Here is a 21,870-nt window from a genome sequence, read left to right as displayed (position 1 = left end):
CATTTCAGTCAGGACGAATGAGACACATAGTGGCAGAAGAGGTTCCGGCATTCGGGGCAAATCCCCTAATTCACCTCGTTGAATAGCTCATCCGGTTGACAATGCAACGTTGCGCCAGAACACTCGGCCAAGCTAACCCTTACCGCGCCGACATTGAGGAATACATGAACGTTCGCCGGCTACTCGTCACCGCCAGCGTCGCGGGCCTGACGACCATCGCAGCCCAGACCGCCGTCGCCAGCGCCGATGTCATCACCGGATCCGCCGGTACCGGATCCTCCGCCATCGACACCGGTTCGGCCGCCACCGGCTCCGCGGGTCTCACCCAGACCGGCTCCGCCGGCGGCCCCGTGTACCAGAACTGCGACCAGGCTCGTGCCGCCGGCGCCGCTCCGCTGTTCCGCGGCCAGCCCGGCTACAGCCCGCACCTGGACCCGGACGGCACCGGCATGGCTTGCCCGACGGTCTGAGAAAGACCCAACTCTCGGGACTCTCAGGGGTAAACCCCTGAAACCCCATGGAGACCCGTGGCCCGGTCCGATGGACCGGGCCACAGCTGTGCTCGACGCAGAGAGCCACAGCTGTCTTCGGCACACAGAAATGTGGCCCGGTCCAATGGGACCGGGCCACATTCGTGTTCGGGCTTGGGGGCTGTCCCCCGGGTTCGGCTGCCGCTCAGCGGCGGAAGATCCGCACCACGACCAGGGTCGCGATCAAGGCGCCCGCGCCGATCAGGGTGTACTTGATCTTCGGCTCGTTCACCTTGGCCACCAGGGACTGCTTGGCATTGTCCGCCAGCCGCTGGGGGTCGGCGCGTACCGCCAGCTCGTCGAGGGTGCTCGCGAGCCGGTTGCGTGCGGCCTCGATCTCCCGCTCGATCGCTTCGGTATCTCTCGCCACGTCACACTCCTGTCTGAAAAGCCGCGCGGAATCCGCGGCGCCGTCGAATCGGGGCCGCTCTCGCGCGACGCACGCGCAGGCGAGCCGACCTGCCGAGAGTGTATCGCCAACACCGGCTCGAGCCCGTCGACTAGCGTGGCGGCATGACCGAGAATCACCGACTCAGTCCCGGGGACACCGCGCCCGCCTTCACCCTGCCCGACGCCGACGGCAAGGACGTCTCGCTGTCGGACTACCGCGGCCGCAAGGTGATCGTGTACTTCTACCCGGCCGCCAGCACTCCGGGCTGCACCAAGCAGGCCTGCGATTTCCGCGACAACCTGGCCGATCTCGACGGCGCGGGCATCGACGTCATCGGCATCTCCCCCGACAAACCGGCCAAGCTGGCCAAGTTCCGCGACACCGAACAGCTCACCTTCCCGCTGCTGTCGGATCCGGAGAAGGAGACGCTGTCCGCGTACGGCGCCTTCGGCGAGAAGATGATGTACGGCAAGAAGGTGACCGGCGTCATCCGCTCCACCTTCCTGATCGACGAGAACGGCAAGGTCGAGGTGGCGCAGTACAACGTGAAGGCCACCGGCCACGTAGCGAAGCTCCGCCGCGACCTTTCGGTCTAGGCGAGACCAGCTGGAACCGCCGCCGAACACAGCGAACCCCGGCCCGCGATGCGGACCGGGGTTCGTCACGTCAGAGCTGGACGTGGGCGTCAGGCCGCTAGACCTTGGGCATCATCTGGGCGGCCCACTGCAGCATCATGCGCCAGTGGTTGTCCCACCAGGAGGAGAACTCCTCGGTGCCCAACGGCGGCGGTGCGAGTTCGCCGGGGAACAAGCCGGATTCGCCCGGGGCGCCGGCCGTGCGGGTCGGGGCGGGGATGATCGACTCCGGGCTCGAGGCCATCGCGGGCTCCGGATCGGCCTTGATCAGTGGCCGCGGCTTCCCGCCGGAACGAGCCGGACCCCAGTTCAGGGTGGCCGGGTCGACGGTCACCACATCACCGGGCTGCAACTCGGTCGCTTGCTGCTGGTCCGGATTCGGGACCGCGCCTTCCGCCGGGGCGACCGGGCCGACGGGCAGGCCGTCGGTCCCGATGGCGGAACCCGAGTCCGGGCCGGGGACGGCCGCGTCACTCATGCGGTGCTCGCCGCCATTGCGCCCGTCGGCGGTGACCCGGGAATCGGTGAGGACGGGCTCGGGCACCTTCTTGGAATCGCTGCCGGAGGCGAGGACGCCGCCCACCACCAGCCCGCCCGCCAGCACGCTGGCCGCCGCGAACAGTGCCGCGGAACCGCGGGCCCGGCGAATGCGCTCGGCCACCTCGCCGGCGAACTCGGCCTCGGGCAGTGCGGTCAGCGCCGCGCCGAGGGCCGGGGCGGCCGCCGCCACCTGGCAGGGGATCACGGGTGCGCCGAAACCGGATTCCAGCGCCGCCACCACCGCGGATTCGGTTGCGGCGGAACCGATCAGCACCACGGCGTCCGGCTTTACCCCGGCCGCGTCGAACTGGTCCCAGGCGGCGGTGACCGCGGAACGCATGGCGTCGTCGGTGGCCGCGCCGCCGGTGAGCGTCACCGCGGCGAGCACGCGGGCGCGGTCCGGCGAGATGAGGGAGAACGCCTGGAAGCCGGGCACCACCTCGCAGATGGCGAGGTCCTCGAACTCGTCCACCCAGGTCATGGCGCGCGCCACCGCCAAATGCGCCGCCTTGGCGGACACCAGCGAGGCGTCGTGCCAGGGGCCGGCGGCCAGCTTGGTGACGATGGCGCGGCGTTCGGCGGCGTCACGGTAGGTGACGGCCGCGCCGATGATCTCCCGATCCGCGCCGATCTTGTCGGCGATGTCCTCGAGCGCCGTCTCCACCGCGACCGCCAAGTCGGCCTTCGCATCTCCGCCGATCGGCAGGACGCGCTCGAGCACCACGCGCTCGGTCAGCTTGTCGCCCGTGTCGGCGAGGGCCACGGCGCGGACCGTGCCGCGCTCGGTGGCGACGCCCAGCGTCACCGCGGTACGAACAGGGGTAGCAGCAACCACAATCAGCCTTCCAACGTCGACGTACAGGCGAGGATCACGAGGTCGAGAGAGGAGAACCGAGGACGAACCGGGTTCGAAAGAGGCCGGGCCCCTTTCAGCGAAGAACCGCAGCTGAGAGGCAGCTGCGATGATTCTTCGGAGCCGACAGCGGCTCGGATGGGTCGGATTCGGTGACACACGAACTACCGCAGCGTGTCATGCGCGTGTCGTAACCCGTAGGCTGTTGAACGTGGAAGCACGCACGGGAACCAGGTCGACGCGACGACCGGACCCTGCGTTGGAGCTGCAGGACGACCCACAAGAGCTGATGCCTCGTCGCCGCCCGACGCAGGAACGATCGAAACGCAAGTTCGACGCCCTGTTGCAGGCCTCCCGCGAATTACTGGTCGAGGTCGGCTTCGAATCGTTCACCTGCGAAGAGGTCGCGGCCCGCGCGGAGGTGCCGATCGGCACGCTCTACCAGTTCTTCGCCAACAAGTACGTCATCGTCTGCGAGCTGAATCGTCAAGACCTGGTGGCGGTTTCGCAGGAGCTGGCCGACTTCCACGGCGAGATCCCGTCCATGGACTGGCTGCGGCACATGACCCAGCTCGTCGATCACCTGGCGGATCTGTGGATGACCGACCCGTCGCGGCGCGAGGTGTGGCTGGCCATGCAGTCCACGCCCTCCACCCGGGCCACCGGCGCGATCCACGAAAAGGAGTTCGCGGAAGCGGTTTCGCAGATGCTGCGCCCGCTGATGCCGCGCACCCCGCGCGGCCGCCGCTCCATGATGGCGCAGGTGCTGGTGCACGTCGTGTACTCGATGCTGAACTTCTCGGTGCAGGACGGCCTGGCCCACGAGGACGCCGTCGCCGAGCTCAAGCGCCTCATGGTGGCGTATCTGCTGATCGCGGAGAAGGAATCGCGATCCGGCGGGCAGCGCACCACCTTCGATCCGGAGTAGCGCGCACCCGCGAACCGCGTCAGTCGCGGATCAGATCGGCGATCTCGCCCGGATCCTCCAGCACCACCATGGCGGCGGCGGTGTCGCCATCGTGGGTGAGCGACAGGTGAACTCGCACCCGCGGCAGGAATTCCGCTGCCAGCCCGTGCAATTTGATGCTGGGCCGGCCCCAGGCGTCGTTGACGACCTCGATCAGCGGATACGGGTTGTCGCCGATCTGCGGGCTGCGGGCGAAGCGGGATGACGCCCACGCCTTGATGACCGCCTCCTTGGCGGCCCAGCGGATGGCGTAGCTGCGGGCCGGGTCGGTGCCCTTGCTTTGGCAATAGCGCCGCTCCCCAGCGGTGAAACTCTCCCGGAGCATGGTGGTTCCGGTGCGTTCCATTTGCTCGGCGAACTCGGAGATGGTGACCAAGTCCAGGCCGATACCCAGGATCGTCACAGTGCGGGACTCCTAGATTCCTCGTAGTGCAGTCGAATTGGCTGCGAACATACCAGCGGGACCTACGCCACCGTAGGCTCGCGCGTTCCCTTGACATGGAACGGCGGGCTCGCGTCCTGTGTCGCGCGGCGCACAGGACACGAACCCGCCGTGTCAGACCTGCCGGGAGCTACTGGCCGACAGGCCGGTCCTTCATCGGGTTACCGGCAGGCCGGTCCCTTCGGCACCGCCACGTAGACGGCGTCGGAGCCCAGCCGCGCCTGCTGCGAGAGCAGCATGTCGGCCTCGAGCTGCCGCGACCGCTTGGCCGGGGTGCCGTCGCCGCCCAGGCGGCGGTCGGCGGGCCGCTCGTACATCGGTGCGCCACCGCACATCGCCTCGGCGAAGCGCTGCCGGCCCGCGAGCTGCCGCTCTTCGGCCTTGCGCTGGTACGCCTCTCGCGCCTCGGCGTCGGCGATGGCCTCCACGAAGGCCTGCGGGTGCACGATGGCGACCAGGCCGGAGACGTGACCGAAGCCGAGCGAGGTGACCAGACCGGCCTTGAGCGGGAAGCGATCTCCCACGGTCAGCGCCTCGCGCAGCCACACCAGGTGCGGGTACTGGGCCATCTTCTCGTCCACGCAGTCGAGGCTGCGGTTGGGCGGGATGACGCCCTGCGCGAGCACCTGGCACAGGCCGATCATCTGGAACGCCGCCGCGCCGCCCTTCGCGTGACCGGTGAGGGTCTTCTGCGAAACCACGAACAGCGGAGCGCCTTCCGAGCGCCCGATCGCCGTGGCGAGCCGCTCGTGCAGCTCGGACTCGTTGGGATCGTTCGCGGCGGTGGAGGTGTCGTGCTTGGAGATGACCGCGATCTCGTCGGCGCTGACGCCCAGCTTGCCGAGTTCCTTGGCCAGCTTGGACTCCGGGCCACCGCGGCCCGCGCCCAGGGCGCCCAGGCCCGGAGCGGGGATCGAGGTGTGCACGCCGTCGGCGAAGGACTGCGCGAACGCGACCACACCCAGCACCGGCAGACCCATCTCCAGCGCGACCGAGCCGCGGGCCAGCAGCACCGTGCCGCCACCCTGCGATTCGATGAAGCCGCCGCGGCGGCGATCGTTGGCGCGGGAGAAGTAGCGGTCGCTGATGCCCTTGGCGGACATGGCGGCCGAGTCGGCGGTGGCGGACATGTCGCCGAAGCCGACGATGCCCTCGATGCCGAGATCGTCGTAGCCGCCGGCCACCACCAGGTCGGCCTTGCCGAGCTTGATCTTGTCCACACCCTCCTCGACGGAGACCGCCGCGGTCGCGCAGGCCGCGACCGGGTGGATCATGCCGCCGTAGGAGCCGACGTAGCTCTGCACCACGTGCGCCAGCGCGACGTTGGGCAGGGCCTCCTGCAGGATGTCGTTGGCGTGCGGCTCACCGAGCAGGTTGTCGATGTAGAGCGAGCGCATCGACGACATGCCGCCCATACCGGTGCCCTGGGTGTTGGCCACCATGGCCGGGTGCACCCAGCTCATCAGTTCGGCGGGGCTGAAGCCGGAGCTCAGGAACGCGTCCACGGTGCAGACGATGTTCCACAACGCCACCCGGTCGACCGAGCTCGCCATGTCGGCGGAGATGCCCCACTTGGTGGGGTCCCAGCCGGTGGGGATCTGGCCGCCCACGGTGCGGGTCAGCTTGGCCTTGCGGGGCACGCGAATCTCGGTGCCCGCCTTGCGGGTCACCTGCCAGTCGCCCGTTCCGGCGACCGGGGTGACGACCGTCTGCTCCGGGTTGGCGGAGAAGAAGGCGCGCGCCTCGGCCTCGCTGTTGACCACGAAGGTCAGGTCCTTGTCCAGGAACACCGAGGTGAGCAGCGGGGCCGCGTTGTCGATCATGGCCCCGTCGTCGCCGTAGCGGCGCACGCCGCAGCGCTCCACCACGGTGTCGTGGTAGCGGTCGGCCAGCTCGGATTCCTCGACGTACTCACCGGATTCGGTGTCGTACCAACCCGGCTTGGGGTCGTTCTCCCAGGTGACCAGACCGGTGGTCCAGGCCAGCTCCAGCACGCCCGCGGCGGAGAGCTGGTCGGAGACCTCCATCTCGAAGCGAGTGCGCGCCGAACCGTAGGGGCCGAGCTCGCCGGCGCCGACGATGACGACCATGTCGTCGAGATCGGCGGTGACCGAACCCCATTCGGGGGCGACCAGCTTGGAGCTCACGGTCGGCGGGGCCGGCAGAGCCGAAATGGTCACGCCGTCAGCGTCTTCCGACTCCGCGGCCGCGGCCTCGGCCTGCTCGCGCGCCTCCTTGGCGAGGGCGGGCAGATCCAGCTTGGCGCCGGCGAGACCACCGGTGAGGTCGATCTGCTGCGGTCCGGACGCGGTCACCACGCGGGCCCGCGAGGTGCACCACTTGAGCAGCTCGTCGGCCATCTGCAGCGTGGACCAGGTCTGCACGCCGGCCTTCTCGACGGCCTCGACCAGCGGGTCGTTGCCGCCCATCAGGCCGGTGCCGCGCACCCAGCCGATCAGCGCGTGCACCAGGGTGACCCGCTCGGACCAGGAGGTCTCCGCGCGCCACTTGGCGACGATGGCGTCCAGGGCGGCCTTGGACTCGCCGTAGGCGCCGTCCCCGCCGAACATGCCGCGGTTGGGCGAACCCGGCAGCACCACATGCAGTTTCGCGTCCACGTCGTGATCGGCGCCGAGGGCGGACAGGCCGCCGATCAGACGTTCCACCGACCACAGCAGCACCCGCATCTCCAGCTCGGCGCGCGCGCCGGCGTCGGAGAGGTCGCCGGCCACGCGGGGCGCGGCGAAGGGCAGCAGCAGGGTGGGGGTCATCGCCTCCTTGACCAGGATCTTCGCGCCACCGGCATTGTCGACCTGCTCGGTGCCGACCCAGTCGATGAGCGCGTCGATGTCGGTGTAGGAGGCCATGTTCGCCGGAACCACCCACAGCGCCGCGCCCTTGCGGGCGTTGTCGCGGTAGAGCTGTTTGTAGAAGCTCAGGCGGTCGTCGTTGAGCGAGGAGGTGGTGACCACGACGGTGGCGCCGCCCGCGAGCAGGCGACCGGTGGCCGCCGCCGCGATGGAACCCTTGCTGGCGCCGGTGATCACGGCGATGTCGGAGGACCAGACGCCGGGCTCGTTCGAGCTGAGCGCGGCCTCGGCGATGGCGCCGTAGACGCCGGCCAGCACCGAGCGGGCCTCCTTCATGGCGCGGTTGCGCCACCAGGTGGCCTGCGCCGCAACGGCTTCACCGGCGCCGAGGTAGCCGTCCACCGCGGGTTCGGCGGGCAGCGAGCCGTCGTTGCCGAACCACAGGCGGGCCAGATCCTCACGGGCCGAGGCCCACCGGTCGTCGATCAGGACGGCCTTCTTGGCGTCGAACGCGGGCGCGACCAGTCGCGGCCAGTCCGAACCCAATTCGGCCGAGACCAGATCCACCAGGGTGTCGGTGGTGGCCTCCGGCGCGGACGCCTGCTCGGCATGGCCGAGGGACTCCAGGATCACCCGGGCGGCCTGCGCCAGCACGCCGTCGCGGCCGGTGATCTGCTCGGTGAACTCGCCGAGCGCGGCGGCGTCGACGGTCGCGCCACCCGCACCGCCACCGGCGGACGGCATGGAGACCGCGACTCCGCGGCGCGCGGCCACGGACTGCACGGCGGCGTCGATGGCGGCGTCCACGGACGCGCTGTCGGACAGCCCGCCCGAGACCAGGCCGCCCAGGTCGCCACCGCGGACCGACTGGCCCTCACGGGTGCCGAGGGAGACCTCGGCGGTGACGTGGCTGGCCCAGCCGTCGCCCAGACCCCAGGTCTTCTTGACCCGGTCGGCGATGGCCGCCGGACGCTTGCCGGAGGGGCCGAACACCTTGCGCAGGTGGTCGCCGATGGAGTCGGTCAGCACCGAGCCGAACGGCTTGTAGGTGCGGGCCAGGCGGTCGACGGTGTTGGACAGCGCGCCCATGTCGGCGTCGGCCGCGCCGTCGATGGCGCCCAGCGAGAGCTCCGCGCCGAGGTCGACGAGCAGCTGGTTGCGGCGCGAGGACACGCCGTCGCACAGGCCCTCGATGGTGTCCACCGGACCGATCTGGTCCATGCGCAGCTTGGTCCACAGCGCGATGAGCACGCGGGTGGCGTCGGCGGCGGAGAACGCGATGTCGTCCGGGGTCGGGCCACCGGTCGGCACGGCCACGGGGGCCGGGGCGGCGGCAGCGGCGGGAACCGGTGCGGCGGAGGCGGTCTCGGCCGGGGTCTCCTCGGGCTCCTCCACCGGCGCGGGGTCGGTGTCGGTCGAGTAGACCACGCCGCGCTCACGCTCGATGTTCAGCACCTCGACCACGGCGTTGCCGAACTGCGGCAGCTTCAGCGTGTTCGACGCCAGATTCGCGACGGTCGGCGTCGCGGCCAGACCGATCTCGACGAAGCGCTCGACGCCCACGCCACCGTGCTCGACATCGGTGAACAGCAGGTCCTGGGTCTCGATCCAGCGGACCGGGCTGGCGAACTGCCAGGCCAGCAGCTCGACCAGGACCACGCGGCACAGCTCGACGCGCTTGGCCTCCGAGGACCAGTCGGCCCAGTTCGCCAGCACCTCGGCCAGCGGCTCGGACGGCACCAGATCCGCGATCTCCTGGACGAATTCGCGCTCCAGGTTGAACGGCTTGGGCACCAGGTTCGGAATGTAGCGGCCGATCAGCAGCTCCGGCTGCAGGTCCGCGGGCAGCAGGTCGAGCAGCTTGGTGCGGAACTCCGGCACGCCGGCGCGCAGCACGGTGGAGTGGAACGGCACGTCGATGCCCGGGATGAGCACGAACGCGCGCTTGCCGCCGGTCTCGGCGCGCAGGCGCTCGATCTCGTCCTCGAGCGCCTCCATGCCCTTCACCGTGCCCGCGATGGCGTACTGCGCGCCCCGCAGGTTCAGGTTCACGACCTCGAGGAACTCCCCGGCCTGCTCGCCCAGGCCCTTGACCCAGCCGATGACCTCGTCGTCGGCGATGCCGATCTGCGAGGGGCGGATGGCGGCCATGCGGTAGTCGCTGCGGCCCTGGGCATCCCGGGGCACCAGCTCGTGCATGGCCGAACCGCGCTGGAAGACGACCTCCAGCACCGCGTTCAGCGGCAGCACGCCCGCCGCGGCGGCGAGGGCGTTGTACTCACCGACGGAGTGGCCCGCCAGCATCGCGCCCTCGATGAAGGCGCCCGCCTCGCGCAGCTCGGCGACCTGAGCCACACCGAGGGTGGCCATGGCCACCTGGGTGAACTGGGTCAGGTGCAGCACGCCCTGCGGGTGGCGGTATTCGACGCCCCGCGCCTTGAGGTAGGTCGGGTTGTCGCGCACCACAGCCAGAATCGAGAAGCCCAGGGCCTCGCGGGTGTGCTTGTCGGCGCGGTCCCAGATCTCCTTGGCGGCCTTGGACCGGGTGCGCGCTTCCAGACCCATCCCCTTGGCCTGAATGCCCTGTCCCGGGAAGGCGTAGACCGTCTTCGGCGGCGCGATGCGGCCGGTGGCGGTCATCACCAGGGTGCCGTCGATGCGGCAGGAGACCTCGACGATCTCCGAACCGCGGTCCACCGCGACACGTTCCACGCGCACATCGATCTGCGCGCCGAGGCGGACCATGCCCAGGAAGCGGGTGGTCCAGGCGGTGATGGTGCGCGGCGGCACCTTGTCGCCCAGGTCGATCGCGGAGACCGCGTGCTGGGCGGCGGCCGAGAGCCACATGCCGTGCACGATCGGGTTGCCCAGACCGGCCAGGCGGGCGGCGTTCTCGGAGGTGTGGATCGGGTTGAAGTCACCCGACACGTGCGCGAACGCGCCCATGGCGCGCGGGGCGACCAGGGTCACGTCGCGGCGGCGGCGACGCGGGGTGTCGGTGGCGTCGTCGGACAGCGAGCCGGCGGCGCGCGGCGGGTCGGCCAGCTCGGCCTGGCCGGTGCGGCCGCGAATGGCGAAGCGCTCCACCAGTTTCGCGACGGCCGGGGTCTCCAGGCCGTGGTCGCGCATGACGCCGACGGTGACCTTGACCTCGACGACGCGGCCCAGATCGGTGTCGAGCACCTCGGCGGACTCGGCGCGCACCGCGAGCACCGCGTGCTCGGCGGGCAGCGCGCCCAGCAGCTCGATCTGGTGGTCGAGGTGGACCAGGTCCAGCATGCCCTCGATGACGGACTGCGAGTTCGCGGTGCGGGTCGCGCCCAGGACCGCGAAAACGGCGGGCCAGCAAGCGCCCACCAGGACATCGGGGGCGGTGCGGCCGAGGGTGCTCAGGCTGTCGGGCAGGCCCGCGCCGGTGACGCCGGCGTGGTCGGCGATCAGGTCCGGGCTCCAGGCCAGGTTGACGTGCGCGACCTGGGCGCCGTCGACGGTCTTGACCTCGGGCAGCGACTGGCCCGCGGCGACGGCGAGCAGCGCCGACATGGCGGCCTCGGCGTCGTCCTCGGTGATGACCGGCGCGCCGCCGTTGTACACCGAGACCGGGACGGTCAGGCGGATGCGGACGGCGTCCTTGCCCAGCAGCGGGACCGTCAATTCCAGGTAGGCGGAATCGCTTTCGGGGCCGTCGGTAGCCGAGAGGGTGGCGCCGGTGGGCGGGTGCTTGGCGCCCTTGCCGTTCATGACCCACTCGTCCAGATCGCCGAGGCGGTGGATGGGGTTGACGGTGGTGCGGCCGGCCCACTGCACATCCGGTGCGGCCAGCACGATGTCGAGCAGTCCGCCCGCGACCTCGGTACGACGGCGGCCGTCCACGGCGGCCGGGACCACGCCCGCGCGCACCAGGGCGAAGGCGGCGTCCTGCTCGAAGCGGTCGAGGAGTTCACCGACCGGCTCGTCCACGCGGGTGATGCCCGCGACGGCGACGGTGCCGGGGATGATGCAGACCTGGTCGGCGGTGTAGCGCGAATCGTGGGCCTGCCACAGGGAATCCGAACGCCACCAGCGGCGCACGTCCTGGTCGACGACCGGCACGAAGTTGACCGGCTTGCCGGGGGTCTTGCACAGGCTGACGAAGAACGGCACGTCCGCCGGGTGCAGCACGGCCTCGGCGATCGCCGGGTACTGCTCCTTCAGGGTGCAGATCGCCTGGACCGGAGTCTCGAAGGCGGCGTCGTCGGCGAACAGCGTCGCGATCTCGCCGCGGTCGGCCGGGTTGAGGCGGGATTCGGTGCGGCGCACCATCTCCGCGAAACGATCCCGCCAGGTGATGTCGAGCCACACCGAGCGGGTGGCGTCGGCGATGGCGTCGGCGAAGTCGGCGCCGCAGTCGAAGTCCTTGCGGCGGTCCAGGCCCACGGCCAGCTCGACGTAGCGCTCCAGCCACTCCAGGTAGGTCATGGCGGCGACGTCGCCGAAGTACGGCTTGGCGGTGATGTTCAGCGCCTCGATGATCTCGGCGCGGCGCGCGGCCACGGCGTCGGCGTCGCCGGCGACCTCGTCGAGCAGGCGGCCGGTCCGGGAGGCGGCGTTGTCGATCTCGTGGATGTCGGCGCCCAATTGGCTACGGCCGGAAGCCATCCCGCCGACCGCAGTGCCCGCGCCGACCCAGTCCGGGGTGCCGGGGGTGTCGACCAGCAGCTGCTTGACCTCGGGGGCGGTGGTGGCCTCGAGGGTCGCCATGGCGGCGGTGCCGACCAGGACGCCGTCCAGCGGCATGGCCGGGTAGCCGTGCTGCTGCGACCAAGCGCCGGTGAGGTATTCGGTGGCGCGCTCGGGCGTGCCGATGCCGCCGCCGACGCAGACCACGACATTGTCGCGGCCGCGCAGTTCGGCGTAGGTGTCGAGGAGCAGGTCGTCGAGGTCTTCCCAGGAGTGGTGACCGCCGGCCTTGCCGCCCTCGATGTGCATGATCACCGGGTAGCCGGGGACCGCGTCGGCGATGCGCAGCACGGCGCGGATCTGCGCCACGGTGCCGGGCTTGAACGCCACGTGGGTGATGCCGACCTCGGCGAGCTCCTCGATGAGGGCGACGGCCTCTTCGAGTTCCGGGATGCCGGCGGTGACGATGACGCCGTCCAGCGGCGCGCCCGCGGTGCGGGCCTTCTGCACGATGCGCTTGCCGCCCAGCTGCAGCTTCCACAGGTACGGGTCCAGGAACAGCGAGTTGAACTGCACCGCGCGACCGGGCTGCAGCAGGCTCTTCAGCTCCTCGACGCGGTCGGCGAAGATCTGCTCGGTGACCTGACCGCCACCGGCCAGCTCGGCCCAGTGGCCCGCATTGGCCGCGGCCGCAACGATTTTCGCGTCGACCGTGGTGGGGGTCATGCCCGCCAGCAGGATCGGGGAACGACCGGTGAGGCGGGTGAAGGAGGTCTCCACCACGACGCGGCCGTTGGGCAGGCGGATCGGCTTGGGCGCGAATTCACTCCAGGCGGCGGCGACCTCGGGGGCCGCGCCGGGGGTGAACAGGCTGCGCTGGCCCGGGCGGGTGGAGGCGGCGAGCACGCCGACGCCGGTGCCCTTGAGCGAACCGGCGGTGAGGCGGGTCAGCAGGTCGCCGGGACCGAGGTCGAGAATCCACTGGGTGCCCTTGGCGACGGTGTCGTCCACGATGGCGACCCAGTCGATCGGGTCGACGAGCACTTCCTGGGTGAGGGTGGCGGCCAGCTCGGCGTCCAGGCCGCACTGCTGGGCCCAGCCCTTGACCAGGTCGACGGTCTCGGCCAGCGCCGGGTGGTGGAAGGCCACCTCGACCGGGATGTCCTCGAAGACGGGGGCGAACACCGCGCCGCCGCGCTTCTTGGCGTCGCGCTCGGCGGCCTGCTCGGCATTGATCTCGGCGGCGCGCTGACGGACGCGGTCCAGCTGGGCGACCGGGCCGCTGAGCACGGCACGGCGGCGGCCGTTGCGGATGGACAGCACGGCGGCCTTCTCCAGCGCGACACCGGCCATGACCTCGACGACAACGGCTTTCAGCGCCTCGGGGTCGACATTGGAGACGGCGACCATCGGGGACTTCTCGCCGATCGGCAGCAGGCCGCGGCGGCGCGCGACCAGACCGGCCGCGGCGCCGATCAGCTGGGCGATGGCCAGCAGTTCGGCGTCACGCTGCCCGTGAGCTTCGGCGGCGGTGGCGGCGATGCGGCCCTGCGAGTGGCCGATGACGGCGGCGGGCGCGTGCGCGGCGATGTCGAGGCCCTGCAGGCGCAGCGCGCGCAGCGCGGCGATCTGGGTCAGGAACACACCCGGCATGGAGACGGCGGCGGAGCGCAACACCTGCGCTGACGGCGCTCCCGAGACCTCCCCCTGCTCCGGGTCGGCGATCTCTTCTTCCAGCATCCACGCGATGGGGTCGAACCCGACCGGCCGGACCACGAGCAGCTGCGCCGCAATCGGTTCCAGCTGGGCGGCGGCCTCGTTGACGAGCGCGGTCAGTTCGGGCTCGAGCGCGGAGTCGCGCCCGATCTCCTCCAGTTCGGTGAGCCACTGCGCGCCCTGGCCGCCGAAGGCGAGCGCGTACGGCGCGCCCCCCAGCAACCGGTCCAGCAGCGACGACCTGATCCCGCTCTCCCGTGACTTCCCCGCCGCCCTGGACTTCGATCCGGTCCCGGTGCTCTCGTTGATCGTCAAGACGTTCGACTTCCTTCTCCTGGCGGTCCGTCTCCACAGGACTGGACCGCGCTCACGGTGCGCAGGTATCCCTCCGGCCCGCAGGCCCTGGTAGATGCCGAGGATCGCACAAAATCATGAGGATCTCCTCATGTTTGGCCGCCGACCAGGGCTTTACCGCCCAGTATTCATGCACGGACGTACCAGAATAATCCGAAACATGACTCTCCCTCATGTTTGAAGCCGCTGGTGAACCCGGTTACGTCCGCGTAGGAAATGTGAGGCTCCCTCACATTGACCTTTATCGAATCGTTATAATCCCAGGTGAGGTTACCGACCAGTACGAAACACGTCCCCGGTACTTCGCGATCCCAGTTGGACCCGGTAAAGTTTGGACGGTCGTACCGTTAGCGCGAGTGGCGAAATTGGCATACGCGCCAGATTTAGGTTCTGGTGTCCTAGGACGTGCGGGTTCAAGTCCCGCCTCGCGCACATCTTTCCGGCGATCTCGCCGACCCCGATCCCCCGGCCCGCGAGACTCCTTCGCCGGGCGGTCTACCCCCATCCAGCAACCAGCAGGCTATCCGATCTGCTCGGGCTTATCGGACGCGTGACCACTCGCTGGTCTGGCCAGTCGACGCAGAACCGAATAATGTTCTGTCCATGCAGATCAAAGATCGGCTGCTGCTGGCCGCGGAGCAACAGTTCGCGGCGAAGGGGGTGCACGACACCACGCTGGCCGATGTGCGGAGACAGGCGGGCGCGAGCGTCGGCGCGCTGTACCACCACTTTCCGGACAAGGCCGAGCTGTACCGGCAGGTGTGGCGCTTCGCGCGAGCCGACTACCAGCGCCAGGTGTGGGCCGTGCTCGACGAGGCGGCCGACGCGGAGGACGGTGTGCGGCGCATCGTGTCCGCGCACGCGCGCTGGGTGACCGGCAATCCCGCCCGCGCCGCGATCCTGGCCGTGCCACGACCACCCGGTCCGGCGGACGCTGACGACGAGGAGAACCGGCGCTTCCTGTCCCGGGTGAACCTCTGGTGGCGCACCCACGCCCGCTACGGCGCGGTCCGCCCCCTCGGCGTGCCGCTGTTGTACGCCCTGTGGCTCGGCCCGATCCAGGAGTACTCACGCCTGTGGCTGGCCGGCGAAATCCCCGATCCCCCAACCGAAGTCGCGGACGACCTGGCCGCCGCGGCCTGGCGCACCCTCGCAGGAGAACCCCGATGACGACCCTCACCCTCGACCTGGCCCGCGAAGTCCTGGCCGCCCAGCCCTTCGCCCAGCTCGTCGGCGGCGACCTGACCCGTTTCGACAAGGGCGCCGCCACCCTCGAGATCCCCATCCGCGACGAACTGCGCCAGCAATTCGGCCTGGTCCACGGCGGCGTCCTGGCCTTCGCCGCCGACAATGTCCTGACCTTCGCCGCCGGCACCGTCCTCGGCCCCGCCGTCCTCACCGGCGCCGTCTCCATCACCTACCTCCGCCCCGCCGACGGCGACACCCTCCGCGCCGAAGCCACCGTCATCGACGCCACCCGCGGCCAAGCCGCCGCCCGCTGCGAGATCTACGCCGAACGCGAAGGCCGCACCCCCATCCTCTGCGCCGTCGCCCACGGCACCGTCCGCAAGGTGGAGCGCCTCGCCGAGTAGGTGGGACACAGTGCGGCACCATCGCGCACGGTCCCGAACCCACCCCGCAGCGCCGTAACAGGCTGCCGAACAGGCGAATTCACACTCGTTCGAAGACCGCCGCGAGGCCCTGGCCGCCGCCGATGCACATGGTCTCGAGGCCGTAGCGGCCCTCGCGGCGGTCGAGTTCGCGCAGCAGGGTGGCGAGGATGCGGGCGCCGGTCGCGCCGACCGGATGGCCGAGCGCGATGCCGGATCCGTTCGGGTTCACGCGCGGGTCGTCCGGTTCGATCTTCCAGGTGCGCAGTACCGCCAGCGCCTGTGCCGCGAACGCCTCGTTCAGTTCGATGAGGTCGAGGTCGGCGAGGGTGAGCCCGAGTCGTCCCAGGACGCGTTCGGTGGCCGGGACCGGGCCGGTGCCCATGGTTTCCGGTGGTACGCCGGCCACGGCCCAGCCCGCGAGCCGGGCCAGGGGGCGCAGTCCGAGCGCGGCGGCCCGCTGCGGGGTGGTCACCACGCACAGCGCGGCGCCGTCGTTCTGGCCGCTGGAATTGCCTGCGGTGACAGTGGATTCGGGGTCGACGGCGCCGCGGATGGGCTGCAGGCGGGCCAGGGTCTCGAGGGTGGTGTCGGCGCGCGGATGCTCGTCGACGACGACCGGTTCCGCGGCGATCCCCTTGCGCGCCACCGGAACCGGAACGATCTCGTCGGCGAATCGCCCGTCGGTCTGCGCCGCGACCGCCCGCCGATGCGATTGCACCGCCAGCGCGTCCTGATCGCCGCGACTGATACCGAATTCGGCGCGCAGGTTCTCGGCCGTCTCGATCATGCCGCCGGGCACCGGGTGCCGCGCGCCGCCCGCGGTCACCCGCGCCCGGGCCAGGCGGTCGTCGAGGCGAACTCCGTCGCCGCGCACGCCCCAGCGCATGCCGGTGGCGTAGAACTCGGTGCGGCTCATGGACTCTACACCCCCGGCGAGCACCAGATCGCTTGCGCCCGTGGCCACTTGCATGCATGCCTGGAGGACGGCCTGCAATCCGGCGCCGCAGCGTCGATCGACCTGGAGCCCGGGCACCGAGACGCCGAGCCCCGCGTTCAGCGCGGCGACCCGCCCGATCGCGGGCGCTTCCCCGTTGGGCGAGGCCTGCCCCAGGATGACATCGTCGATATCAGCGCCGGTGAGCCCGGTACGACGCACGATCTCGGTGATCACGGTCGCCGCGAGCGTCTCCGGCGCAACGTCTTTCAGTACGCCGCCGAACCGCCCGACCGGGGTGCGCAGGGGTTCGCAGATCACGGCTTCGAACATGGCTTCTTCCTCAATGCTGGACGCGCGCCAGATCCTGGCCGATGGCGCGAGCGGTGGACACCAGCGCGGGCAGCAGCTGGTTGCGCAGGGTGGCGGCGGGGTAGCGCGCCGCCGGGGTGGAGATATTGAGCGCGGCGACGACCGTGCCCGAGCCGTCGCGGATCGGCGCGGCCATCGAGCGCAGCCCGACCTCGAGTTCCTGGTCGACGATGCTGTATCCGCCGCGCCGCACCCGCGTGATCTCCCGGCGCAGCTGTTCTACGTCACCGATGGTGCGAGTCGTCAACGGCTCGAACCGGATTCGCGCCAGACGCGCCTCGAGCTCGTCGTTGGGCAACCCGGCCAGCAGCACCCGGCCCATCGAGGTCGCGTACGCCGGGAACCGGGTGCCGAGATCGATGGTCACGGTCATGATTCGGCTGACGTGCACGCGCGCCACATAGACGATGTCGAGGTCGTCGAGGATCGACACCGACGCCGATTCGCGCACCTGCGCGGTCAACGCCTCCAGGTGCGGCGTGGCGACCTCGGGGATGCCGAGGCCGGACAGATAGCTGTACCCGAGCTCGAGCACCCGCGGGGTCAGCGCGAACAACGGCCCGCCGGCCCGCACGTATCCGAGTTCGGTGAGGGTCAGCAGGAATCGGCGGGCGGCCGCCCGGGTGAGGCCGGTCGCCTTGGCCACCTCGCTGAGCGTGCGGCGCGGATGGTCGGCGTCGAAGGCGCGGATCACCGACAGTCCGCGGGCGAGCGACTGCACGAAGTCGGGGTTCGCGGGTTCGGTCCCGGCGGGCTCGTCCATGCCATCCTCCTCTGTTCGGAAAACGTACGACTATCCGTATTGCGAACACCAGTCCGAAGTCCAATGTGTTCGCTATGCGAACAGAGGTTCATTTTTCGCACACCATGGCCCTACCGTGGTCCCCATGGTGGACAAAGTCATCGCGACCGCGGCCGCGGCGGTCGCCGATATCCCGGACGGCGCGTCGCTCGCTGTCGGCGGATTCGGCCTGGTCGGCGTGCCGGAGATCCTCATCGACGCGCTGCTGGACCAGGGCGCGAAGGAGCTCGAGGTGGTCAGCAACAACTGCGGCACCATGGGCTTCGGTCTCGGGGTGCTGCTCGAGGCCCACCGCATCCGGCGGGCCGTCAGCTCCTATATCGGCGACAACAAGGAGTTCGCGCACCAGTACCTCGCGGGCGAACTGGAGGTCGAACTGACCCCGCAGGGCACGCTCGCCGAGCGCCTGCGCGCGGGCGGGGCCGGGATCGCGGCGTTCTTCACCCGCGCCGGCGTCGGCACGCTGGTCGCGGACGGCGGGCTGCCGCTGCGCTATCACCCGGACGGCACCGTGGCCGTCACCTCCGCCGCGAAGGAGATCCGAGAGCTCGACGGGGTCGATCACGTCCTCGAGCGGGGTATCACCACCGACTACGCGCTGGTGCACGCCTGGCGCGGGGACCGGCACGGCAATCTCGTATTCCGGCGCAGCGCAAGGAATTTCAATCCGCTGGCGGCGACCGCGGGCAGGATCACCATCGCGCAGGTCGAGCACCTGGCGGAGGCCGGCGAGCTCGACCCGGATCAGATCCATGTGCCCGGCATCCACGTCCAGCGCGTGGTGCACGTGGGGCCGGTACGAGTGGGAATCGAGAAGCGGACGGTGCGGGCATGAGCTGGACCAGGGAGCAGATGGCCGCGCGCGTGGCGGCCGAACTCGAGCACGGGCAGTACGTCAATCTGGGCATCGGTATACCCACGCTGATCCCCAACTACCTCCCGCCGGATGTGTCGGTGGTGCTGCATTCGGAGAACGGCGTGCTCGGCGTCGGCCCGTATCCGGCCGAGGACGAGCTCGATCCGGAGCTCATCAACGCGGGCAAGGAGACGATCACCCTGGTCGAGGGTGCGGCGTGCTTCGACTCCGCGGCCTCCTTCGCCATGATCCGGGGCGGCCACGTGGACGTGGCGGTGCTGGGCGCGATGCAGGTCAGCGCCCGCGGCGATCTGGCGAACTGGATGGTGCCGGGCAGTCTGGTCAAGGGCATGGGCGGGGCGATGGATCTGGTGCACGGCGCCCGGCGGGTGATCGTGATGATGGAGCATCGCACCAAGGCCGGCGCCTCGAAACTGCTCGAGACCTGCACGCTGCCGCTCACCGGGGCCCGCTGCGTGCACCGGGTGGTCACCGATCTGGCCGTCTTGGACCTGACCGCGGACGGGTTTACGCTGGTCGAGACGGCTCCCAGGATCTCGATCGCGGAGTTGCGGGCGGCGACGGGAGCCCCGATCCGGGTCGATGACAGCGCCCCGGTGGGCATTCGATAACAGCTAGGCACGACCGATCGGACGCGCCGCCTGCTCGAGGATGAGGACATGGCGAACGTGAGCACGGGGGCGTTTCTCGAACGCAGCCGCGGATTGCGCACGGAGGACATCGACGAATTCCGTGCTGAGATCTCCAAACGGCTGACCTCGCACCGTCTTTCCCCCACGGCGGCGCGCTCGCGGATCCGCGCCCGGCTGGCCGAGGCCGAGCTGGGCCCGCTCACGCTGGTGTACGCCGAGCACGCGGGCGCGGAACTGGTCGCGGATTTCACCGACCGGCTCAGCTACTACGACATCAATCTGTCGGTGGGCGGCAGCAATCGGCTGCGCTGCGACGGTGTCGACCTGGTCGTCGATCCCGGCCACGCGGCGCTGCTGTCACCGACGATGGCCGCGCGCATGCATCTCAGCGACGCCTACCGCCAGTTGCACATCCGCATCGAGCGCCCCGTGCTGGAACGCCATCTCGAAGGGCTGCTCGGGCAGCCGATCGCGGGTCCGATCCGTTTCCGGCCCGATATGCCGCTGCTCGGCGCGGCCGCCTCGTGGTCGGAGACGGTGCTGACGCTGGCGCGGGATCTGGGCCGGGCCGACAGCCTGGCCGGTCATCCGCTGGCCGCCGCGCAGTGGACCGACTTCCTCATGACGGGTCTGCTGACCTGCCAATCCCATGACTACTCCGAGCAATTGGGTGCCGAGCACGCGCCCTATCGGCGGCGCTCGGTGTCGCGGGCCGTCGATTTCATTCACGATCATCTCGATCAGCCGCTGTCGTTGAGCGGTGTGGCGGCGGCGGCCGGGGTCAGCGCCCGCTCGCTGCAACGCGACTTCCAGGACTGCTACGGCTTGTCCCCGACCGCCTACATCCAGCAGACCCGCCTGAGCCGGGTCCACGACGAGTTGCGCACGGCCACGCCCGGAGCCGGGACCACGGTCACCGAGACGGCGCTGCGCTGGGGCTTCACCCACGGCCCGCGGTTCGCGGAGGCCTACCGCCGGCACTACGGCGTCGCCCCGTCGGTCACCCTGCGCCAAGCGCTGGGACTGTGACTGGCGCGATCCGGATGGCGCTGGCGTGATCTGGATCGCATGCTCCGCGCCGGATTTCTAACGTCCTCTTCGTTGCCGCCGCCCGATGTCGTGGGCGGCACAGGGAAGGACAGATCATGACCGACAACTTCGATGTCGCGATCGTCGGATACGGGCCGACCGGACTGGTCCTCGCGTCGGCGCTCGGCGCCGCGGGCCATCGGGTCCTGGTGCTGGAACGCTGGCCCGGCCTGTACGGCCTGCCGCGTCTCACCCACATCGACGGGGAGGCCGCCCGCATCATCCAGGCGACCGCGCGGGTCGAGGACGCGTTGCGCGACGGCCGCCCCATCGACAGCTACCGCTATGTCAACGGTTCCGGCGAGCTGCTGGTGGAGCTGGACTTCACCGGCGAATCCTGTGGATTCCCAGCGCATATCGCGATGTACCAGCCCGATATCGAGGACGCCATCGACGCCCGGGTGCGGACCTTCCCGAACGTGGTGGTCGAGCAGGGGCACGCGGTGGTGGGCATGGAGCAGACCGCCGGCGGGATGCGCCTGACCTACCGCCCGTGGTCGGAGGATCGCACCGAGATGTGGGGGCACGGCGAGTTGTCCACGGCCACCGCGACATTCGTGGTCGGGGCCGACGGCGCCAACTCCTTCGTCCGCACCGCCGCCGGTATCGAACGCTTCGATCTCGGCATCGACGATCGCTGGCTGAACATCGACACCGAGATCCTCGGCGAGCTGGGCCCCGGCTTCGATCAGCTGATCCAGTTCTGCGATCCGGCGCGCGGGCACATGTTCATGCCGATCGGGCAGCGGCGCCAGCGTTTCGAGCTCGCCGTGCTGCCGGGCGAGGACGCCGCCGAGCTGGAGGACATCGACTACTCCTGGCGCTGGCTGCGCGAACGGCACGGTCTGGGGCCCGAGCAGGTGCGCATCCTGCGGCACGTGGTCTACACCTTCCAGGCGCGCATCGCCACCGAATGGCGGCGCGGCGCGGTCCTGCTCGCGGGCGACGCCGCGCACACCATGCCCCCGTATCTGGGGCAGGGCGCGTGCTCGGGCATGCGCGACGCGATCACGCTGGCCTGGAAACTGGATCTGGTGCTGCGCGGGCTGGCCGACGACCGGCTGCTCGACACCTATGAGGAGGAGCGGCGGCCGCACGCGACCGCGATCGTGGAGGGCGCGGTGGCGCTGGGGCGGATCGCGAACACCCACGACGCCGAGCAGGCCGCCGCCCGCGACGCGGCCTTCCGCGCCGGCGATGTCCCGCCGCCGGCGCCGTTCCCGACGCTCACCCGCGGCGTGATCCGCACCGGGCCCGATGGTGTGCCGTCGCCGCTGGCGGGGACCCTCGCGCCGCAGGGCCGGGTCACGGTGGGCGATCGCACCGGCCTGTTCGACGATGTCGTCGGGCGGGGTTTCCAGTTGATCGCCGCGACCGACCCGGACGCGGTCCTCGACGCCGGTCAGCGCGAATTCCTGGCACGGCTGGGCGCGGTGGTGGCCGTCCCCGGCGCGGACTTCGACGACGCCGACGGCGTGTACGGGAAGTTCCTGCGCGACAACGGGATCGAATTCCTCCTCGCACGCCCTGACTTCCATCTGTTCGGGGCCGGGGCGCTGGCGGAGTTGCCCGCCCACCTCGACGCCCTGCGTGCGCGCCTGTGCTTCGCGCCCGCGCCCGCGGTCGGCGACCCGGTGATCGCATGAGCGGCCCC

The 21,870-nt window shown here is 70.4% G+C and carries 15 protein-coding genes and 1 tRNA gene; 10 read left to right on the top strand and 6 right to left on the bottom strand.

Annotated features, from left to right (window positions below):
- The first annotated feature begins 164 nt into the window (after positions 1-164).
- Positions 165-470 (top strand): excalibur calcium-binding domain-containing protein, encoded by a 306-nt coding sequence (locus ACWELJ_RS21080; RefSeq protein WP_452367830.1) that lies wholly within the window; start codon positions 165-167, stop codon positions 468-470.
- Between the two features lie 205 nt (positions 471-675).
- Here the strand turns inward: ACWELJ_RS21080 and ACWELJ_RS21075 are convergent, their stop codons facing one another.
- On the bottom strand, positions 676-900 hold the full coding sequence (locus ACWELJ_RS21075; RefSeq protein ID WP_452367829.1) for a DUF3618 domain-containing protein: 225 nt from the start codon (positions 898-900) through the stop codon (positions 676-678).
- Between the two features lie 143 nt (positions 901-1,043).
- Here ACWELJ_RS21075 and bcp point away from each other — a divergent pair, with 143 nt between their 5' ends.
- Positions 1,044-1,517 carry a thioredoxin-dependent thiol peroxidase gene (gene bcp / locus ACWELJ_RS21070; protein WP_452367828.1) on the top strand — a complete coding sequence of 158 codons (474 nt, stop codon included), beginning with the start codon at positions 1,044-1,046 and terminating at the stop codon, positions 1,515-1,517.
- Positions 1,518-1,614: 97 nt separating this feature from the next.
- Here the strand turns inward: bcp and ACWELJ_RS21065 are convergent, their stop codons facing one another.
- Complete coding sequence (locus ACWELJ_RS21065; RefSeq protein WP_452367827.1) at positions 1,615-2,931, bottom strand: hypothetical protein; 1,317 nt, start codon at positions 2,929-2,931, stop codon at positions 1,615-1,617.
- 307 nt (positions 2,932-3,238) lie between these two features.
- Between ACWELJ_RS21065 and ACWELJ_RS21060 the strand changes: the two genes are divergently transcribed.
- Positions 3,239-3,877 carry a TetR/AcrR family transcriptional regulator gene (locus ACWELJ_RS21060; RefSeq protein WP_357284577.1) on the top strand — a complete coding sequence of 213 codons (639 nt, stop codon included), beginning with the start codon at positions 3,239-3,241 and terminating at the stop codon, positions 3,875-3,877.
- A 19-nt stretch (positions 3,878-3,896) separates the two neighbouring features.
- Here ACWELJ_RS21060 and acpS read toward each other — a convergent pair whose 3' ends face one another.
- Both acpS and ACWELJ_RS21050 read right to left on the bottom strand, forming a co-directional pair.
- Entirely contained in the window at positions 3,897-4,319 is a 423-nt protein-coding gene (acpS, locus tag ACWELJ_RS21055) for a holo-ACP synthase AcpS (protein ID WP_357284227.1), read from the bottom strand.
- Positions 4,320-4,519: 200 nt separating this feature from the next.
- Entirely contained in the window at positions 4,520-13,858 is a 9,339-nt protein-coding gene (locus tag ACWELJ_RS21050; RefSeq protein WP_452367826.1) for a fatty acid synthase subunit beta domain-containing protein, read from the bottom strand.
- A gap of 389 nt (positions 13,859-14,247) precedes the next feature.
- Here ACWELJ_RS21050 and ACWELJ_RS21045 point away from each other — a divergent pair.
- The 3 genes from ACWELJ_RS21045 to ACWELJ_RS21035 all read left to right on the top strand — a co-directional run bounded on the left by ACWELJ_RS21045 (position 14,248) and on the right by ACWELJ_RS21035 (position 15,489).
- Positions 14,248-14,329, top strand: a tRNA-Leu gene (locus tag ACWELJ_RS21045).
- A 171-nt stretch (positions 14,330-14,500) separates the two neighbouring features.
- On the top strand, positions 14,501-15,067 hold the full coding sequence (locus tag ACWELJ_RS21040; protein WP_452367825.1) for a TetR/AcrR family transcriptional regulator: 567 nt from the start codon (positions 14,501-14,503) through the stop codon (positions 15,065-15,067).
- Entirely contained in the window at positions 15,064-15,489 is a 426-nt protein-coding gene (locus ACWELJ_RS21035; RefSeq protein WP_452367824.1) for a PaaI family thioesterase, read from the top strand. The genes ACWELJ_RS21040 and ACWELJ_RS21035 overlap by 4 nt, the downstream gene beginning before the upstream one ends.
- Before the next feature lie 79 nt (positions 15,490-15,568).
- Here the strand turns inward: ACWELJ_RS21035 and ACWELJ_RS21030 are convergent, their stop codons facing one another.
- Entirely contained in the window at positions 15,569-16,777 is a 1,209-nt protein-coding gene (locus ACWELJ_RS21030; RefSeq protein WP_452367823.1) for an acetyl-CoA C-acetyltransferase, read from the bottom strand.
- A gap of 10 nt (positions 16,778-16,787) precedes the next feature.
- A complete protein-coding gene (locus tag ACWELJ_RS21025) occupies positions 16,788-17,579 on the bottom strand; it encodes an IclR family transcriptional regulator domain-containing protein (protein WP_452367822.1) in 792 nt (263 codons plus the stop codon).
- 124 nt (positions 17,580-17,703) lie between these two features.
- On the opposite strand from ACWELJ_RS21025, the gene ACWELJ_RS21020 reads away from it, so the two are divergent.
- The 4 genes from ACWELJ_RS21020 to mhpA all read left to right on the top strand — a co-directional run bounded on the left by ACWELJ_RS21020 (position 17,704) and on the right by mhpA (position 21,862).
- Positions 17,704-18,453: a CoA transferase subunit A gene (locus ACWELJ_RS21020; protein WP_452367821.1), complete on the top strand. Its 750-nt coding sequence runs from the start codon at positions 17,704-17,706 to the stop codon at positions 18,451-18,453.
- Positions 18,450-19,106: a CoA transferase subunit B gene (locus ACWELJ_RS21015; RefSeq protein ID WP_452367820.1), complete on the top strand. Its 657-nt coding sequence runs from the start codon at positions 18,450-18,452 to the stop codon at positions 19,104-19,106. Before ACWELJ_RS21020 ends, ACWELJ_RS21015 begins: the two co-directional genes overlap by 4 nt.
- Positions 19,107-19,154: 48 nt before the next feature.
- A complete protein-coding gene (locus ACWELJ_RS21010; protein WP_452367819.1) occupies positions 19,155-20,156 on the top strand; it encodes an AraC family transcriptional regulator in 1,002 nt (333 codons plus the stop codon).
- A 116-nt stretch (positions 20,157-20,272) separates the two neighbouring features.
- Positions 20,273-21,862: a bifunctional 3-(3-hydroxy-phenyl)propionate/3-hydroxycinnamic acid hydroxylase MhpA gene (gene mhpA / locus ACWELJ_RS21005; protein WP_452367818.1), complete on the top strand. Its 1,590-nt coding sequence runs from the start codon at positions 20,273-20,275 to the stop codon at positions 21,860-21,862.
- Positions 21,863-21,870 lie beyond the last annotated feature (8 nt).

This window comes from Nocardia sp. NPDC004582 (assembly GCF_053602115.1).
The sequence above is the reverse complement of the archived record's forward strand: the minus strand, read 5'-3'. Positions and strand labels throughout refer to the sequence as shown.

Excerpts from the sequence above, each read along its gene's own strand:
- ACWELJ_RS21060 (WP_357284577.1), top strand. The coding sequence starts at position 3,239 with ATGCCTCGTCGCCGCCCGACGCAGGAACGATCGAAACGCAAGTTCGAC.
- ACWELJ_RS21080 (WP_452367830.1), top strand. The coding sequence starts at position 165 with ATGAACGTTCGCCGGCTACTCGTCACCGCCAGCGTCGCGGGCCTGACG.
- mhpA (WP_452367818.1), top strand. The coding sequence starts at position 20,273 with ATGACCGACAACTTCGATGTCGCGATCGTCGGATACGGGCCGACCGGA.
- ACWELJ_RS21010 (WP_452367819.1), top strand. The coding sequence starts at position 19,155 with ATGGCGAACGTGAGCACGGGGGCGTTTCTCGAACGCAGCCGCGGATTG.
- ACWELJ_RS21030 (WP_452367823.1), bottom strand. The coding sequence starts at position 16,777 with ATGTTCGAAGCCGTGATCTGCGAACCCCTGCGCACCCCGGTCGGGCGG.
- ACWELJ_RS21015 (WP_452367820.1), top strand. The coding sequence starts at position 18,450 with ATGAGCTGGACCAGGGAGCAGATGGCCGCGCGCGTGGCGGCCGAACTC.
- ACWELJ_RS21035 (WP_452367824.1), top strand. The coding sequence starts at position 15,064 with ATGACGACCCTCACCCTCGACCTGGCCCGCGAAGTCCTGGCCGCCCAG.
- bcp (WP_452367828.1), top strand. The coding sequence starts at position 1,044 with ATGACCGAGAATCACCGACTCAGTCCCGGGGACACCGCGCCCGCCTTC.
- ACWELJ_RS21020 (WP_452367821.1), top strand. The coding sequence starts at position 17,704 with ATGGTGGACAAAGTCATCGCGACCGCGGCCGCGGCGGTCGCCGATATC.
- ACWELJ_RS21040 (WP_452367825.1), top strand. The coding sequence starts at position 14,501 with ATGCAGATCAAAGATCGGCTGCTGCTGGCCGCGGAGCAACAGTTCGCG.
- ACWELJ_RS21025 (WP_452367822.1), bottom strand. The coding sequence starts at position 17,579 with ATGGACGAGCCCGCCGGGACCGAACCCGCGAACCCCGACTTCGTGCAG.